6 protein-coding genes are annotated in these 17,526 nt (G+C 61.1%); 5 read left to right on the plus strand and 1 reads right to left on the minus strand.

Features of this window, described 5'->3' with window-relative positions:
• Nucleotides 1-9,861, minus strand: a 9,861-nt coding sequence (locus tag AC1Q6Y_RS25535; protein WP_492625419.1) for a peroxidase family protein, incomplete at its 3' end; no start/stop codon positions are given.
• Between the two features lie 670 nt (nt 9,862-10,531).
• On the opposite strand from AC1Q6Y_RS25535, the gene AC1Q6Y_RS25540 reads away from it, so the two are divergent.
• The 5 genes from AC1Q6Y_RS25540 to AC1Q6Y_RS25560 all read left to right on the plus strand — a co-directional run bounded on the left by AC1Q6Y_RS25540 (nt 10,532) and on the right by AC1Q6Y_RS25560 (nt 17,320).
• Nucleotides 10,532-12,268, plus strand: a complete 1,737-nt coding sequence (locus AC1Q6Y_RS25540) for a type I secretion system permease/ATPase (protein WP_492625420.1) — start codon at nt 10,532-10,534, stop codon at nt 12,266-12,268.
• Between the two features lie 6 nt (nt 12,269-12,274).
• Nucleotides 12,275-13,615, plus strand: a complete 1,341-nt coding sequence (locus tag AC1Q6Y_RS25545; RefSeq protein ID WP_407515678.1) for an HlyD family type I secretion periplasmic adaptor subunit — start codon at nt 12,275-12,277, stop codon at nt 13,613-13,615.
• A gap of 1 nt (nt 13,616) precedes the next feature.
• Nucleotides 13,617-14,945 carry a TolC family outer membrane protein gene (locus AC1Q6Y_RS25550; protein ID WP_407515679.1) on the plus strand — a complete coding sequence of 443 codons (1,329 nt, stop codon included), beginning with the start codon at nt 13,617-13,619 and terminating at the stop codon, nt 14,943-14,945.
• A gap of 201 nt (nt 14,946-15,146) precedes the next feature.
• Entirely contained in the window at nt 15,147-16,277 is a 1,131-nt protein-coding gene (locus tag AC1Q6Y_RS25555; RefSeq protein WP_223532303.1) for a carbon-nitrogen hydrolase family protein, read from the plus strand.
• Nucleotides 16,278-16,279: 2 nt separating this feature from the next.
• Nucleotides 16,280-17,320 (plus strand): AraC family transcriptional regulator, encoded by a 1,041-nt coding sequence (locus AC1Q6Y_RS25560; protein ID WP_489338898.1) that lies wholly within the window; start codon nt 16,280-16,282, stop codon nt 17,318-17,320.
• Nucleotides 17,321-17,526 lie beyond the last annotated feature (206 nt).

A 17,526-nucleotide genomic window follows, 5' to 3' on the forward strand; every position in this document is an offset into this window, starting at 1 on the left:
GAGGACGTCGTTACCCGCACCGCCCGCGATCGTGTTATTGAGCTCGTTGCCGCTGCCCGCAAAGTTGCCACTACCGCCGAAATACAGATTCTCGACGTTGGCACCCAGGGTGTAGCTCGCGAGCGAGGTCCAGACCGAGTCGCTGCCGGCACCAGCGAGCTCGCTCACCACGTCCCCAAGGTCGGTGACTTCGTAGATATCGATACCGACACCGCCGGTCATCGTGTCGGCACCTGCGCCACCAATGAGGACGTCGTTACCCGCACCGCCCACGAGCGTGTTGCCGAGCGCGTTGCCTGTGCCCGCAAAGTTGCCGCTGCCGCCGAAAAACAGATTTTCGACGTCGGCACCCAGGGTATAGCTCGCGAGCGAGGTCCAGACCGAGTCGCTTCCAGCACCGGCGAGCTCAGTCACCACATCCCCAAGGTCGGTGACTTCGAAGATATCGTCACCAACACCGCCGGCCATCGTGTCGGCACCACCACCGCCGATGAGAACGTCATTGCCCGCGTCACCATTGAGGATGTCGTTGCCGCCCAGCCCGTTCAGGATGTCGTTGCCATCACCTCCGCTGGCCACGTCGTCGCCTTGCGTGCCGATAAAAATGTCGACACCGGGGGTACCGACAAACACTACACCGACGGTCACCGGGGCCGTGGCGTCGGACGCAATGCTTTCGGCCACACCGAAGTCATCCACGTAACTGACCACCACACGCACTTGATCGCCGACCTGATTCTGGCCAAGCGTGAGCGTGCTGCCGGTGGCTCCGACGATGTCGACGAAGGTGACCCCATTGGTCTCCTGCCACTGGAAGGTGAACTGCGGATTGCTGAGGCCATCGACGTCGACGATGGTCGACGGGTCGGCGGTCAACACCTGGTTCAGAAACGCAAACCCGAGGATGCCCGGCCCTGCGGTCGGTGCGTTGTTCGCCGACGAGTCGACGATCTCCAGCGTACTGCTGCCATCCTGATACACCGCCCGAACGCGCAGGTTCAGACCGGCGACATCATCCGCCACCAGGTAGGTGGCGCCGGTTACCCGCGATGCCTCGCCGGCGGCGAGAACGGTGATGTCTTCAAAGATGCCCGAACCGGCAATGGTTTCGGCCTGCCAGTAGTAAGACACGGGACCGGTAACCGCGCCGGTCGGATTGGCCGCACTGACGCTGTTCGCGTCGCGTATCGACTGACTGCTGACACGCAGCAGCTGGCCGGCGACAGGCGAATCGACACGCGCACCGGTGGTAGCATCGAGGATCGCCAGACGCCCCACAGGAGCGCTGTTCGAGACGGTGCCAACACCGGAGGCCTGCGCCTGGTCAGCGAACTGCAGGCGCTCGATGCCCGTCAGGCGATCGACGCCATCACGCCCTGCAACCAGGTCGGTCACAATGACAGTGTTGCCGTCGACAGCGACCGTGTACTCCGACGCATTACCTGAGTACAGCGCGGTGTCGAAGTTGTCAGTGCCGGTCAGAATCTCCCGCACGATGACCAGTTGGCCCGGGTTGTAAGTACCGTTCAACATCGCCTGGACCATCGGTTCCATGCTGTCGAACGTGGCGATTTCCGCGCCAGTGCCATCAGCGTTTGCCCGTACGCTGATGCGCACGTTCAGCCACTTGTCACCGTCGATGATGTCGTCACCACCGCGACCTTCAATGAGGTCGCTGCCGCTACCACCGAGGATGATGTTGCCGCCGTCGAAGAATGTCGCTCCAGCTGGCAGCAGACCCGCCAGACCGTTGATCAGGCTGATGTTGGTCAGCACACTGCCAGTTGCACCCGCGGTGGGTAGCGATGTCGCATCTTCGTTATCACCGCGCAGGAAGTCACCATGGGACGAACCCGACAGACCTTCCATGATGTCGAAGCGCACCAGCGCCGAAGCTCCTGAACCCGGCATCGGTGGCACATCGAAGAAGCGGTCGGTGTAATCAACGCTCACACCTTGGGCCAGCCCCTTGAAGGTCGCCCAGTCATAGCCCGAGCCGCCGATATAGCGGTCACCGAAGCCGAGACTGCCGACCATGATGTCGTCACCGCCTTCGCCGTTGAACTTATCGTTCTCGCTACCGCCGATGTAGACATCGTGACCGATTACCGGGTCGTTGCCGAGCGGGTCGAAGTTGTCGCCAGGTGCACCGTCCGAAGTGCCCTTCTCGATCCAGTCGTCGCCTTCGTTACCCATGTCCTGTTCGTTGGCTTTGCTGCCCAGGATAAAGTCGTTGCCCTGGCCACCAATGGCCTCGGAGGCGTCCTCACCGGTAATGATGAAGTCGTTGCCGAACCCACCAATGAGCAGGTTGACGCCGTTGCCACCGTGCAGTACGTCGTTGCCGTCGCCACCCTGGACGTTATCGTCGCCGCCGGTGTCGGTGATGATGTCGTCGCCGGCGCCACCGCGCAACTGGTCGTTGCCGTCACCGCCTTCGATGCGATCGTTGCCGCCATCACCCCAGACCGTGTCATCGCCCTCGCTGGCGATGAGGATGTCTGCGTTTTCGGTGCCACCCAGCACGATGTGCTCGTCACCTGTGTACTTGATGTAGTTGGTGTCCGCCCCCACGGTCAGCGGGTTGTCGCGGAACACCACCTGCGCGCCATTCGGGCCGAGCGGATCGACGGCGAGCAGACCTTCGTTGAACTGCCTGCCCTGGTCCACTTCCAGATAGAACCCCGGATCCGTGAACACCACGCCCGGCAAGTGCGTGGCCGAGGTGTTGGCCATGATCAGCTTGGCGAACGAGTTGCTTTCAAGTTCCGCATTCATCGTCAGGCCAGCGGTACGCTCCAGGTAGTAGAAGCGGTCGCCGTCCTGCAGTTTTTCCATCTGGTTCTCGAACACGAAGTTGAAGGTCGAGCCGAGCATGCCGCCGAACGGAGTTTTCTGTTCGGCAAGGCCGCCAATCCACATATCGATGGCATCGACACCAGTGATCGTCACGTTCCTCAGGTCGTCGGCAGTACCCAGTACCCCATCGCTACCGGCCAGCGTTACGTTGGCAAAGGCACCGGTGCTGTTGAGGAAGTCCAGGCGGTCAGCCGGCGCCCCCACACCACCGAATACCAGCGCCATAGCTGCAGCGCGTTTGCCTTCCAGCGTGGTCGCCGCCGTGATGGTGTCATGCGTGCCATAGGCCGCGATGAAGTTGATCAACGACTCCGGATGTTTGAGGTGCTGCACCAGGTCGACCCAGCTGTTGTAAGGCTTGAGTTGGGTGTCACCGGTTTGGCTGTAGATGTCGCGGCGGAACGCGTTGAGTGAAGGAATCCCCACGTCGCGGCCACGGGCGATGTTGATCGCCGGCAGGTCGAGCGGCAGGCCGAGCAGGTTATTGCGCAGCGCCTCGGTGACGAACTCGTCGATTTCGTTACCGGCTTGCCGGGTCACCCCACGGATGATCGCACTGGTCGCATCCTCTGGCGACACGCCACTGGCGGCGTACGCCAACGGGTTGAGGAACGCCGCGATCAAGCCCAGTTGCTGATCGGGGTTGGCGCTGCTCGGATCGCCTATCACGTTGAAGTCGATATCGAAGCGATCGACAGTCTCGGTCAGCATCGAGTGGCCAAACCGGTACACGGTGTGGGCGAACTCGGCGACGATCGAAGGATCGAGGTCGACGTCATAGACCTGGGTCGGTGCGAAGAACAGGTCGATGTTGGGCTGGATGGTCCGTGCAAACTCCTCGAACACCAGGTGCTGATACTGCATCTCGGTGCCGAACTTGGCAGCCTGGAACAAGCGCTCGCCATTCCACTGCAGCGCATCGAACTCAGCCTGGGTAGTTGGCAACGCGGCCACCGGAGTCAACAGCCACTCGTTGAGGAAGGCCACGTCACCCGAATCGAGTACGGTGTCCTTAGTCTGCGCAACCAGCCGGTTGTGCTCGGAGTGGAAGATCGCATGCACCGCAGTCAGGCCGATGTTTTCGTTGACCCGGCCGTCGCCGGCGATGTAGTGAGCGTCGAGCAGTTCGTTGTCATAGGTCAGGTTGTTGCCGCCAGGGCCAACGGGCTGCGCATTGCCGACAAGGGTGTCGGCATCCGCCTGCAGAACCCCGCCGGTAACGACCGGCACGGCGTTGTGGGCGATGTCGTTGAGGAAGGCATGGCTGGTGCGCACTGCGTTCACGAGGCTTACCGGGCTGGCCGGATTGCCTTCGACAAGCGTAGTGACATCATCGGCGGTGCCGGCAATGCCATCCGCCCCGTTGTTGACCCGAATGACAACCTGCGGGAAGCCGTTCGGCCCCTTGATGAAGTTGCCATAGGCGTCAGTCGCCAGCAGCGGGCCGCTGTCGATATCGGCGTCGGTCAGATTGATACCCAGCACGTCGCGTGCCTGGGCCTTGACCACCTTCCAGGTTGCCATACCACCGATTTCAACGTCGTCAGCGGTGCCAAACGTGCCATCCGCCCCCAGGTCACGGTTAGTGATCAACCGGCCTGTCGCTACGGGGCCGCTGGCGGTAAGTTCATAACCGCGCAGGAACACCTGATGCGACGGGTGCGAGCTATAGGTCTGGTTCTGGTCCACGAACGGCGAGGTGGTGTTGGTGTGCTCATGGATGTCGTCGGCCGTGCCAAGAACGCCATCCGCCCCTGGCTGGTTGGTCGCGCGGGTCAGAACCATGAAGTTCGTCAGGCTACCTGGGACAAAGAGTGGATCATCCGGCTGAAGCGGAATGAAGACGGTGCCCGAACCACCTTTGGTCACCAGGTCCAGACCATGATCGAAGAACTGCCCGAAGAAGGTCATCCAGGCGTTGAACGGCGCGGACAATCCCGCATCCGACGTGGTGTTCTCGAACAGGTACACATCGCGGTCGTCGCCAGTACCGAACTGTCCATCCAGCCCGGGGCTGGCAACAATCTGTACACCTTCCTTGAGCACATCGTCGTTACCCACCGCGCCGAAGTTGAGCACACCGTCCAGGCCCGGGTCGAATGCCGTGGCATAGGCCGCCGGGTTGTTCGCTGTCTGATCGACGATCAGGTTACTGATGGTGCGCGGCTGCGAGTCGATCACAATGCCGTTGTTCTGCGCATACGACGTTCCCCCTTCCGCCGGATTGAAGACCGGATCGCCCACGCGCGGGAAGAGGTTATCGGCGGCGCCAAACTCGGTGTTGTCAATGCCGTTGAGGTTCATCAGGTTGTTGCTTGACCCGTCGACCGTACGCAGGCCCAGCGGCGCGCGGATGTTCGGGAGCAGCGAGAGGATGTCCTGACCGGCCGCATCAGCCTCGGCAATCTTGATCTGGTCAAGAATGAAGTTGAGGTCGGAGCGGACCATGTGCAGGCCCGCGCCACCCGCAGTGGCATCGACTACAGGTACCTGCGCCGTTGGCGTAACCGGTGCACCGGCAACAACGGCAGCCGTCGGCGTGGAGAACAGGATCTCCGTGGTGCCGTGACCGTCCTGATAGATAGCCTTGACCCGCAACGACAACCCGGCGAGATCAGGAGAGACCTTGAATGCGGTACCATTGGCGCTTTGGAACGCCAGGTCGCCAGCCGGCAACAGAATGATGTCCTCAAATATGCCACTGCCTGGATCGGCCTCGAACTGCCAGATGTAGGACACAGAGGAGTTGGTGATCAACCCCTGGGGATTACCCGCCGCGACGTTGTCGTCATCGCTCACCCCGGCCACGCTGACAGTCAGTAAATCGCCCACGGTGATCGCGCCGCCGTTGCCATCCGAGACAGTCGGACTGCCATCCGGTTGGGCATTCTCCCCCGCCACCAGCACTTGCTGGTTATCGGCGAACTGCAGGCGTTCGATATTCAGCAAGGTATCGGTGCCGTCGCGACCCGCTACGCTATCGGCCACTGTCCAGACATCGTCCGACACATCGTCCGTGCCACGGTCGTCGACAGTCACCGCATACTCGGCTTCAAGCCCGGAGAAAATGGCGGTATCGAAGGCCGCCCCGCCCGTCGAGGTGCCGGGCATGATTTCCCGCACGGCCTTGAGCTGACCAGGGTTGATGGTGCCATCCAGCATCAACGGGATCATATCGACCATGCTGTCGAAGCTGGCGATCTCAGGGCCGGTATGGTTGACGTCAGCCGGATCATAAACGGCAATCCTGACGTTGATCCATTTGTCGCCGTCGATCAAGTCATCGCCACCGCGGCCCTCGATCAGGTCGCTGCCATCACCGCCGAGGATGATGTTGCCAGTGGCAAAGCCGGTGGTCGGCAGTCCGGCATCGGCCAGGAACTGGTCCAGTCCGCGGATCAATGCGACATTGGTCAGCGCACTGCCCGTGGTACCGCCGTGGTTGATGATAGTGTCCGCATCGACATCATCACCTCTGAGTACATCGCCAAAACTCGAACCGGACAAGCCTTCGACCTCGGCAAAACGGTCGAGAATCGAGGCTGGCGAGGCACCGACCGGATTGAATATGCCGGCATTCTGGCTTGGTGTATTGCCATGGGGCTGAGCCAGCGCGGCCATGCTCAGGTCAGCGGTCACGCCGACCCTGTCGTTCTTGTAGGTCACCCAGTCGAAGCCGGACATGCCGTCCATCTTGTCCTGGGCATCGCTGCCAACGAAGATGTCATCGCCACCCTCGCCGATCATTTCGTCGAAACCGCCACCACCAGTAAAGATGTCGTTGCCGATCACATCGTCATTGAGCAACGGCGAGGCGTTATCGCCAGGTGCACCGTCCTGGGTGCCCTTCTCGATCCAGTCATCACCTTCGCCACCGGTAGCCGGCAGGTTGGTCTTGGCACCGAGAATGAAGTCGTCACCCTGGCCGCCGAAGGAAATGGAGATGTCTTCAGTGGTGATGATGAAGTCCTGGCCGTCGCCACCCAGGATCAGGTTGCCTCCGGCAAGCATGCTGCCAGCGATGATCACATCGTTACCGTCATTGCCTTCCAGACGGTTGTCGCCGAACGAATCGCTGATGATGTCATCACCCGCGCCGCCCAGTACCGCATCGTTCCCGGCACCGCCTTCAAGGCGGTCGTTGCCGCCGTCGCCGTAAAGGGTGTCATCGCCCTCACCGGAAATGATGATGTCATTGCCGGCAGTGCCGCCCATGACGATATGGTCTTCACCGGTGTACTGCAGATAATTGGTGTCCGGACCCACGGTGTCGGGGTTGTCGCGAATCACCAGCGACACGACTTCCACGCCATTGATCATGATACCGCCGGTCGGATCGGCGCGGCCATCCACGCCAAGGCCGGTGAACTGGGCGGTCTGATCCACCTCAAGGGTGAACGTTGGCGTCAGGAACACGGTGTTCGACAGGTGGGTGACATCGGTGTTGAGCATGATCAGCTTGGCAAAGGAGTTGTTTTCCAACTCGGAGCCGAAGTTCAGGCCCGCGGTACGCGCCAGGTAGTAGAAGCGGTCGCCGTTCTGCAACGCCTCCATCTGGGTTTCAAACACAAAGTTGAACGTCGAGCCGAGCATGCCGCCGAACGGCATTTTCTGTTCGGCGAGGCCACCGACCCAGAAGTCGATGTCGTCGACGCCCGTGACCGTCACACCGGTCAGGTCATCGGCAGTACCCAGTACCCCATCCGCGCCGGCCTGGGTTACGTTGGCGTAGGCACCGGTGCTGTTGAGGAAGTCCAGGCGGTCAGCCGGCGAACCCGCACCGTTGAATACCAGCGCAAAGGCTGCAGCGCGTTTGTCTGCCAGCGTGGTCGCCGCCGTGATCGTGCTATGCGTGCCATAGGCCGCGATGAAGTTGACCAGCGACTCGGGGTGCTTGAGGCTGTCTGCCAGGTCAGCCCAACTGATGTACGGCTTGAGTTGGCTGTCGCCGGTGGATGCGTAAAACTCGCGACGCGCCTCATTCAAGGTGGGGATGCCCGTGTCGCGACCACGTGCCAGGTTCAGGCTCGGCAAATCGAGCGGCAGACCGAGCAGGTTGTTGCGCAACGCTTCGGTGACGAACTCATCGATCTCGTTGCCGACCTGGCGGGTCACACCGCGAATGATCGCCCCTGCCGCCTGGTCCGCAGTCACCCCGCTGCTGGCGAACGCCAGCGGGTTGAGGAAGGCCGCGATCAGACCCAGTTGCGAGTCCGGGTTGGTGGGGTCAGTGAGCAGCGGATTGAACGCGGGGTCGAAGCGATCGACGGTCTCGGTCAACATCGAGTGACCGAAGCGATACACCACGTGGGCGAACTCGGCGAGGATTGCCGGGTTGATCGAGGTGTCATACCCGCTGGGTGCAAGGAATTCGTCGATCTGCGGCTGAATGGTCCGCCCGAACTCTTCGAACACCAGGTGTTGGTACTGCATTTCGGTGCCGAACTTGGCGGCCTGGAACAGGCGTTCGCCGTCCCACACCAACGCCGCAATCTCGGCAGGTGTAGTCGGTATTGCAGCCACGTCGTCCGCCAGCCACTCATTGAGGAAGGCCAGGTCGCCTGCGGCAAGGATGGTGTCCTTCGATTGCTGAACCAGACGGTTGTGCTCGGAGTGGAACACATGGTGCACGGTGGTCAGGCCAATGTTCTCGTTGACCCGGCCGTCGCCGGCAATATAGTGGGCGTCGAGCAGTTCGTTGTCATAGGTCAGGTTGTTGCCGCCAGGGCCAACGGGCTGCGCATTGCCGACAGCGATGTCGGCATCCGCCTGCAGAACCCCGCCGACGATGACCGGCGCGGCATTATGGGCGATGTCGTCGAGGAAACCATGCCCGGTGCTCACGGCATTGGCCAGACTGATGGGAGCTGCCAGGTTGCCTTCGACCAGTTGAGTAACGTCATCAGCGGTCCCGGCGATGCCGTCAGCACCGTTACTGATGCGAATCACCACCTGCGGCATGCCGTTCGGCCCGCGGATGAAATTGCCGTACGCATCGGTTGCCAGCAATGGCACGTTGTGCACATCGGCGTCAGTCAGGTTGATGCCCAGAATGTCACGGGCCTGGGCCTTGACCACTGCCCAGGTCGCCATGCCGCCATTTTCGCCGTCGCCATCATCGGCCGTGCCGAACCGGCCATCCGGGCCGAGGTCGCGGTTGGTAATCAAGCGCCCCGTTGCAACAGGATCGCCCGCCGCGTTGATGACGTACTCGCGCAGGAACACCTGATGCGAAGGGTGCGAGGCGTAGGTCTGGCTTTGGTCGACGAACGGCGAGGTGGTGTTGGTCTGGCCATCATCGGCCGTGCCGACTACTCCGTCCGCGCCGGCGGTATGCACTGCGCGCGACAGCACCATGAAGTTGGTCAGGCTGCCCGGGACGAACAACGGATCGTCCGCCTGCAGCGGAATGAACACGACGTCGGTAGTGCTCTTGGTGACCAGGTCGAGACCGTGATCGAAGAACTGGCCGAAGAAGGTCATCCACGAGTTGAAGCTGGCGGTCAGGCCGACGTCCGGCGACACGTTGGGCATGAAGAACACGTCCTTGTCATCGGCCGTTCCGAACACGCCATCCAGTCCGGGGCTGGTGACTATCTGTACGCCATCCTTGAGTACGTCGTCATTACCCACCGTGCCGAAGTTGAGTACACCGTCCAGGCCCGGGTCGAACGCTGAGGCATAGGCCGCCGGGTTGTTGGCGGTCTGGTCGACGACCAGGTTACTGATAATCCGTGGTTGCGGGTCGATCACCGTCCCTGTTCCGGCGTACTGCGCCGATAGAAAGGAAGGATCGAGCAGGCGTGGGAAGTCAGCGTCCGCGGCGCCAAAATCACTCTGGCCGGTGACCAGGTTGTTGAAGCTGCCATCGACGGTACGCAGGCCGAACGGCACCTGGGTATTGGGAAGCAAATCAATGAGGCTGGTGCCGGCGGCATTCGCCTCGGCGATAAAGATTTGCTTGAGGATGAATTCCAGGTCCGACTTGTTGAAATTGGCCATTTTGGATTGCCCTCGATCTGTCTGGTTAAAGGCGCGGGACGAGAAAATCCTCCCGCGCCAAGTCAAGTGATGGCTTGCGCAGTTTGTTGGTTATGTTTTTTTGCGAGAGCTGGCGTTACCCGGGACCCGGGATTCGCGCCTGGAATTCGCGATATGAATTGCTCGCCGGGCGATCAGGCAGAGCGGATTCGAGCCCTGGGCGGGCCATGGAATCTGGAAGTGAAGGCGAACGTCCTGGACAGCCCCTTCCCTCTGCAAAACAACGAAATGATCGACATGGTTCTGCTCCTCCCGGGAAATCACTGCGCCCTGCGTTGCCAAAACGATGACAGGCTTCAGGCGGGCGGGCCCCCCGATAACTAAGACTAAAGTTCCATAGCAAAACTTTGTCAATATTACGTCGTTAAAACAGACGACTGGTGGCAGGCATCACAACTATCTGTTTTTTAAGGACATATAGAACGTTGTGTGCTGGTATAGAGCGAAATGTTATTTCGGAGTGATTCAGCGCCACCTACGCTGCTGCATAAGGGAGCAACGCAGCGATTTCGGAAGACTCGCCATCCATAGAGCGACCAGCCTGCGTGTCCATAAGCTGTTTACAGGACTACATTTACTGTTAGCTGTTGCGCTCCAAGGGCAATCGGCTTTTCGCAGTGGGAGGATCAAAATGCCCAAGCAGTCGAGCATCCGTTCAGAACTGGCCGACGCGCTCTTTCGTCTGCGCCGCAGCTTTTATTTGCTGGCAGGGTTCAGCGGCGTCATAAACGTCATGATGTTGACGCCAGCTATTTATATGCTGCAGGTTTACGATCGAGCCCTGGTCAGTCGCAACGTCACGACGCTGACGATGCTGACTGTCCTGGTAGTAGGTCTGTTCTTGCTGATGTCCACGCTGGAAATGGTCCGCACCCGCGTACTGATCCGGGTCGGTAACTGCCTCGACATGGACCTCAACCGACGCATTTTCACCGCTGCATTCGAGCGCAACCTGAACCGCGCCGGAGGTAATCCGGCCCAGGCCCTGCAAGACCTTGCCCAGGTTCGTCAGTTCGTCACCGGCAACTCCCTGTTCGCTTTCTTCGATGCACCGTGGACGCCGATCTACCTGCTGGTCGCCTATTTGATTCACCCGATACTCGGACTGATCACGCTGATCGGCTCGCTGATTCTGGTGGCCCTGGCCTGGTTCACTGAAAAGGCGACGCAGAAGCCGCTGGCCGAAGCCAATCAGGCCGCCCTCTCCTCCAGCCAGTACGCCAACAACAACCTGCGCAACGCCGAGGTCATCGAGGCCATGGGCATGCTGCCGTCGATCAGCAAGCGCTGGTTCCAAAGCCATTTGCGCATTCTGGAAATGCAGACCCTGGCCTCAGACCGCGCCGCCTTGATCAGCAGCACCGGGCGCTTCGTGCGGATCACGTTGCAGTCACTGATACTCGGCGCCGGCGCGCTGCTGGCGATCGAAGGCAAGATCACCCCGGGGATGATGATTGCCTGCTCGATCCTCACCGGTCGCGCACTGGGTCCGGTGGAACAGGTCATCGCGTCGTGGAAGCAACTGCTCGGCTGCCGCTCGGCCTGGGGCCGGCTCAACGAGATGCTGCAAGACTTTCCGCGCCGGCCACCGAGCATGTCGCTGCAACGACCAATGGGCATGCTGGCGGTGGAGAATGTGTATGCAGGTGCTCCGGGTACTCCCAACACGATTCTGCGCGGAGTGAGTTTCAGCCTTGTCCCCGGTGAAAGCCTCGGCGTTATCGGCCCATCCGCCTCGGGCAAATCCACCCTCGCCCGCCTGCTGGTTGGCGTCTGGCCGACGCAGGCCGGCAAGGTGCGCCTGGACGGTGCGGACATATTCACCTGGAACAAGGGCGAGCTTGGCCCCTGGCTCGGCTACCTGCCACAGGACGTGGAACTGTTCGAGGGCAATATCGCCGACAACATTGCGCGCTTTGGCGAAGTGGACAGCGAAGCGGTCATCCGCGCCGCCAAGATCACTGGTGTGCACGAGATGATCCTGCGTTTTCCGCAGGGTTATGACACCCGCCTGGGCACCGATGGCAGCCCGCTATCCGGTGGCCAGAAGCAGCGAATCGCCTTGGCCCGCGCGCTATATGGCGAGCCCAATCTGATCGTGCTGGACGAACCGAACGCCAACCTCGACGACGTCGGCGAAAAGGCCTTGGTCGATGCCCTGGCCGAACTCAAGGGCCGTGGCGCCACCGTCATTCTGATTTCTCACCGTCCCAACGTACTCTGTGCCGTCGATAAGGTGCTGATGCTGCGCGACGGCGGCGTGCAGATGCTAGGTACGCGCGATGAAGTATTCGCAGCGCTGCGCAAGGCCAGTGTGATCCCTGCAGGCGCATCAACTCCGCTGGCCTCCGTCAAAGCACGGGAGTGACCGATCATGCAAATGAGCCAACATACCGAGATGATTACAGCCGATCCCAGGAGCGTGGTAGACCTGGACGTCGGCAAACCCGCGCGGTGGGGCGTGTGGCTGGTGCTTGCCGGCTTCGGCGGCTTCCTCCTGTGGTCCTGGCTGGCGCCACTGGATGCCGGCGTGGTAGCGACAGGCACGGTCAAGGTCACCAGCAATCGCAAAGCCGTGCAGCATCTGAGCGGCGGTACCGTGGAGGCCATTCTCGTTCGCGAAGGCGATCTGGTGACAAAAGGCCAGGAGGTGGTCCGCCTCGACTCATTGCGTGCCGCTGCCGAACAGGGTGCGGTCAGCGCCCAGTACATCGTCAGCAAGACGGTGGAAAACCGTCTGGAAGCGGAACGTGACGGCCGCGACGTGGTGAACTTCGATCCCGAACTGCTCAAGCGCTTCAAGGGTGACCATCGCCTGGAAGCCGCCATGGACCTGCAACAGCGCCTGCTCGATACCCGGCGCGCCGGTCTCGCTGGCGAAATCAGCATCCTGCAGGAAAACCTGGCGGCGTCGGCAGTACAACTCAAGGGCCTGCAGCAGGTCTATGGCGCCCGCGCCTCGCAGATCAGCTTCCTCAACCAGGAACTGCAAGGCACCCGTGTACTGGCGGCCGAAGGCTATGTGCCACGCAACCGCCTGCTTGAGTTGGAACGCAGCAATGCCGACCTCTCCGCCGGCCAGGCCGAGAACCTCAACAACATCGCCCGCGTGCGTAGCCAGACCACCGAAATCAAGCTGCGCATCCTGCAGCGCCAGCACGATTACCTGAAGGAAGTCGAGTCGCAGCTGACGGAAACCGCCAAGGAAAACACCACCCTGGCCGACCGCTTGCGCGCCCTCGACTACGAAGTTACCCACACGGTGATTCGTTCGCCGATCGACGGCATGGTCCAGGCCCTGAGCATCGCCACCGTCGGCGGGATCATTCAGCCCGGCTTCAAGATCATGGAAATCGTTCCGGTCAACGAACCGTTGCAGGTCGACGCGATGATTCCCGTGCAGGCCATCGACAAGATGTTCCCCGGCCTGCCCGTGGACATTTCCTTCCCGGCTTTCAACCATGCCCAGACGCCAAACATCCCCGGCCGCGTGATGACCATCTCCGCCGACCGTCTGATGGACGAGGAAAGCAAGCAGCCGTTCTATCTGGCCCAAGTGGAAGTCACCCCCGATGGCATGAGCCTGCTTGGCACCAATCACATTCGCCCTGGCATGCCCGCCAGCGTCACCATCAAGACCGGCGAACGCAATATGTTGAGCTATCTTCTTAAACCAATGCTCGAACGTGTGGACAGCTCATTCAAGGAACAATGAAATGGACCGTCATTGCCTGCTCTTCTGCCTGCTGGGGTTGGCCTTGCCGGTCGACGCCATGGACCTCAAGCAAGCCTGGGATCTGTTGCAGTTCCAGGGCCCTATCTATCAGGCCGCCGTGCATGAAAAAAAGGCCGGCGGGGAAAACCGCGCTATCGGCAAGGCCGGCCTGCTACCGCAGATCAATGCCTCGGCCTACGACAACAAGGTCAATGGCACACAACGCCAGAGCGGTATCGAAAGGGATCTCGACTACGACTCCAAGGGCGCAAACCTGCGCCTGCGCCAACCACTGTTCAACAAACAGAAAATGGCCGAATACCGCCAGGGTCAGCAGCGTGCCGACTATAGCAACGCGGTATTCGATGCCAAGAGCCAGGACGCCGCGGTGCGCCTGGCCGAAAGCTATTTCGATGTGCTCCTGGCCAGCGAAACCATCACCCTGGCCAAGTCCAAGCTGAACGCCTTCGACGAACAACTCGCCTCGGCGAAACGGCGCATGGAACTGGGGGCCGGCACCGTCACCGACATCGACGAGTCGGCCGCCCGTCGCGACCTCGCCGAAGCGGAACTGATCGAAGCGCAAGACAACCTGGTCAACGCGCGCCGCAAGCTCGAGGAATACATCGGTGAAACCCCCGAATCGCTGACCACCTTGCGTCCGAGCTTCGATACACCACCGCTGCAGCCGAGCAACCTGCAGGATTGGCTGGTCAAAGCCCAGACCGATAGCCCGCTGCTCCATGCGCGCCGCTATAGCCGCGAACTCGCCGAAGAGGAAGTGAAGCGCGCCAGGGCCGGCCACTGGCCAACCCTGGATTTCGTTGCCGGCTACACCGCGGGTGAGAGCCAATCACTCTCCGAGCTGAATCAACGCAACCGCTACAGTTCGGTCGGACTGGAAGTCAATTTCCCGCTGTTCAGCGGTGGCGGCGTCAGCGCGCTGACACGCCAGGCCAGTGCCAATAGCGACAAGGCCTCGGATGAACTGGACGCCGCACGACAGGAAGTCATCACTGGAACCACCCGTGAGTATCAAGGCATCCTGAGCGGCGCCAAACGCATTCGCGCGCTGGAGAAGGCCGTAGCGTCCAACGAACGCTCACTGGCATCGTCACGCAAGGGTTTCAAGGAGGGCGGCACCAGCACCAACTCGGACGTTCTCAATGCCGAAGAACTGCTCTTCGTCGCACGCCACGATCTGTTCGATGCCAAGTTGCGTTATTTGATGTCGCGCCTGCGCCTGGCCTCTTCGGTGGGCAGCTTGGGCGACGACGATATCGACCAGATCAACAACTACCTCGGCCCGGAACTGCTGGTCACCAACTGACGCTCACCTGCCGGCCGGTCAAGCCGAATGATGGCTGACCGGCGCCCCTCCTCCCATGATCCCCATCCAGCCATTCATGGCCGCGGCGCGGCGCAGAAAGGCAGCCGCCAGCGAAAAAAACAGCCAACGCTTGAAATTTGCCCACTAAGGCCTTGATTCCCTTTATGCTCGAACCGGTTCCAGGCTGTAAACTGTTTCCCCATGCGCAAACTTTTGTACCTGACATTTTCCATGGCGTTGCTCGCCACCCTCACGACCTACGCGATGTGGGCCGCAGACCGGCCGGTGGGACATTACCTTTCGGATCTGCGGATCAACCTGGCTGTCGACCAGGGCACGCCTGCGGACCGCGGCAATCTGTTGGGCATTCAGCCCGAACTGTTTCCCACCGATTATCAAAGCCCCGAGCGTTTGCACCGCAAGCTCGCGGCCTATCTGCAAGCAGCCCGGGACCAGGGTCTGTTGAACGGCAAGACCGTCGTCGTGTTGCCGGAACACGTCGGTACCTGGCTGATGGTCAGCGGCGAGAAGGATGAGTTGTATCAGGCCAGCACCCTCAAGGAGGCCATGAACTGGCTGGCGGTGAGCAACCCCCTGAAGTTCGCCAAGGCGTTGATCAGCGCCGAAGGCGGCAACCGTCTGGACGATGCCCACCTGCGCATGAAAGCCAAGGCGATGGCCAGAGACTACCAGGCATTGTTCGGAGGGCTGGCCAGGGAATTCCACGTGACGCTGGTGGCGGGTTCCATCGTACTGCCCGAACCGAGCATCATCGACGGCACCTTGAGAATCGGCCGCGGCGCGCTGTACAACAGCAGCGTGGTGTTCAACAGCGAGGGCCTGCCGATCGGCCAGCCCCAGCGCCAGATACACCCGTTCTTCGCAGAACAGAACGGGATCAAGGCGAACGGCGAGCACTCGCTCAATGTCGTTGATACCCCCGCGGGAAGGCTGGGCGTATTGATCGGTCACGACAGCTGGTACCCGGAAAACTACCTCAAGCTCAACGACCAAAGCGTGCAACTGGTCGCGGTACCGGCCTTTGTTGCCGGCCGTGGCACCTGGGATCAACCGTGGCGTGGCTACAGGGGCTCGTCAGCGCCGACATCGGTCATCTTGAAGCCTGGAGAAGTCAGTGAAGGCCAGGCCTGGCAGCGCCTGAATCTCACGACCCGGACACCTGCCAGTCAAGCCGTCGCTGGCATGAGTGTGTTCCTGCGGGGTCAGTTCTGGGATCAGGGCAGCGCCGGACACAGTTTCCTCAGCAGCAACGGCCAGCATTTTGCCGACGGCAATGCCCATGGTGCGCGTTTGCTGAACCTCTGGTTGTAGCCATGAAGCCGCAGCCGATGCGCCTGGGCGATCTGTCGGTGGGCTTTGTTCATAGCCTGGCCGATGCCGTGCGCAGTCATGGCGTCGATCCTCAGCCACTGCTCGATCAATACGGCCTCGACCCCGGGCGCCTGAGCGAAGCCGGTGCCCGACTGTCGATACCGCGCTACATGCGCCTGGGCCACAGCGCCATTCAACTGACCGGCAACCCGGCCCTTGGCTTGCGCATGGGCCAGCTCAGTCGCCTGAGTCAGGCTGGCCTTGCTGGCGTCACTGCGGCCCAGGCGCCGACGGTACGAGAAGCCGCACGCTGCCTGATTCGATTCGAAGCCTTGTATGGCTCCAATTATCGGGGTCAATCAAGCTTTCACGAAGACGCCCAGGGCGCCTGGCTGCGCTTCTATTCGATCAGCCCCTATAACGCCTACAACCGCTTTGTGGTGGATTCGATCATCGCCGGCTGGTTGCAGCAATTGTCCAGTGTCAGCCCTGCCCCGCTGCGCGCCGAACGCATCGAGATCGAATTCGAGGAGCCCGGCTACCGCTCGGCCTATGACGTATTGGGTGACTGTCCGATTCAGTTTGGCGGCGAGCGCAATCAACTGCGCTTGAGCCTGGAAAGTCTCGCCCAGCGCAACCCCGAGCATTGCCCGAGTACCTGGCGGCATTTGCTGCAACTGTGTGAGCGAGAACTGGAACAACTGACACGCACCCGCAGCCTGCGCGAACGCATCATCGCGCTGCTGGGCCCCTTGCTCAATGGTGGCCGGGAACCCGACCTGCAAGAGGTGGCGGCACGCCTGAAGCTGCCCACCTGGACCCTGCGCCGCAAGCTCGCCGAAGAAGGCACGCAGTTTCGTGCAATTCTCAACGACACCCGTCGCGACCTGGCCATGACCTACATACGCGACACCGAACTGGCGTTCGGAGAGATCGCCTACCTGCTGGGTTTTGCCTCAGCCGAAGCGTTTCAACGCGCATACAAACGCTGGAACGGACAGACCCCCGGCGAATTTCGCCGCAGTCATCGCCAATCCGCCTGATGCCTACAACTCGGTAGCGTCTTCCGCCGGCTCCAGTGGGTCCAGTTCGAAAGCCTGGTACTCGAGCAGCTCTTCTTGATAATCGTCCATTTTTGAATCCCCCAACCCATGCTGAAAAACGTCTGAATAAATGACCAATTCCCTGAGCATAAAGTGCCCGCGTGAAAGAAAAATGACGCGGAAACGACACTCTGTCGCTACTGAAT

This window comes from Pseudomonas sp. GW823-FHT06E10, from assembly GCF_058794995.1.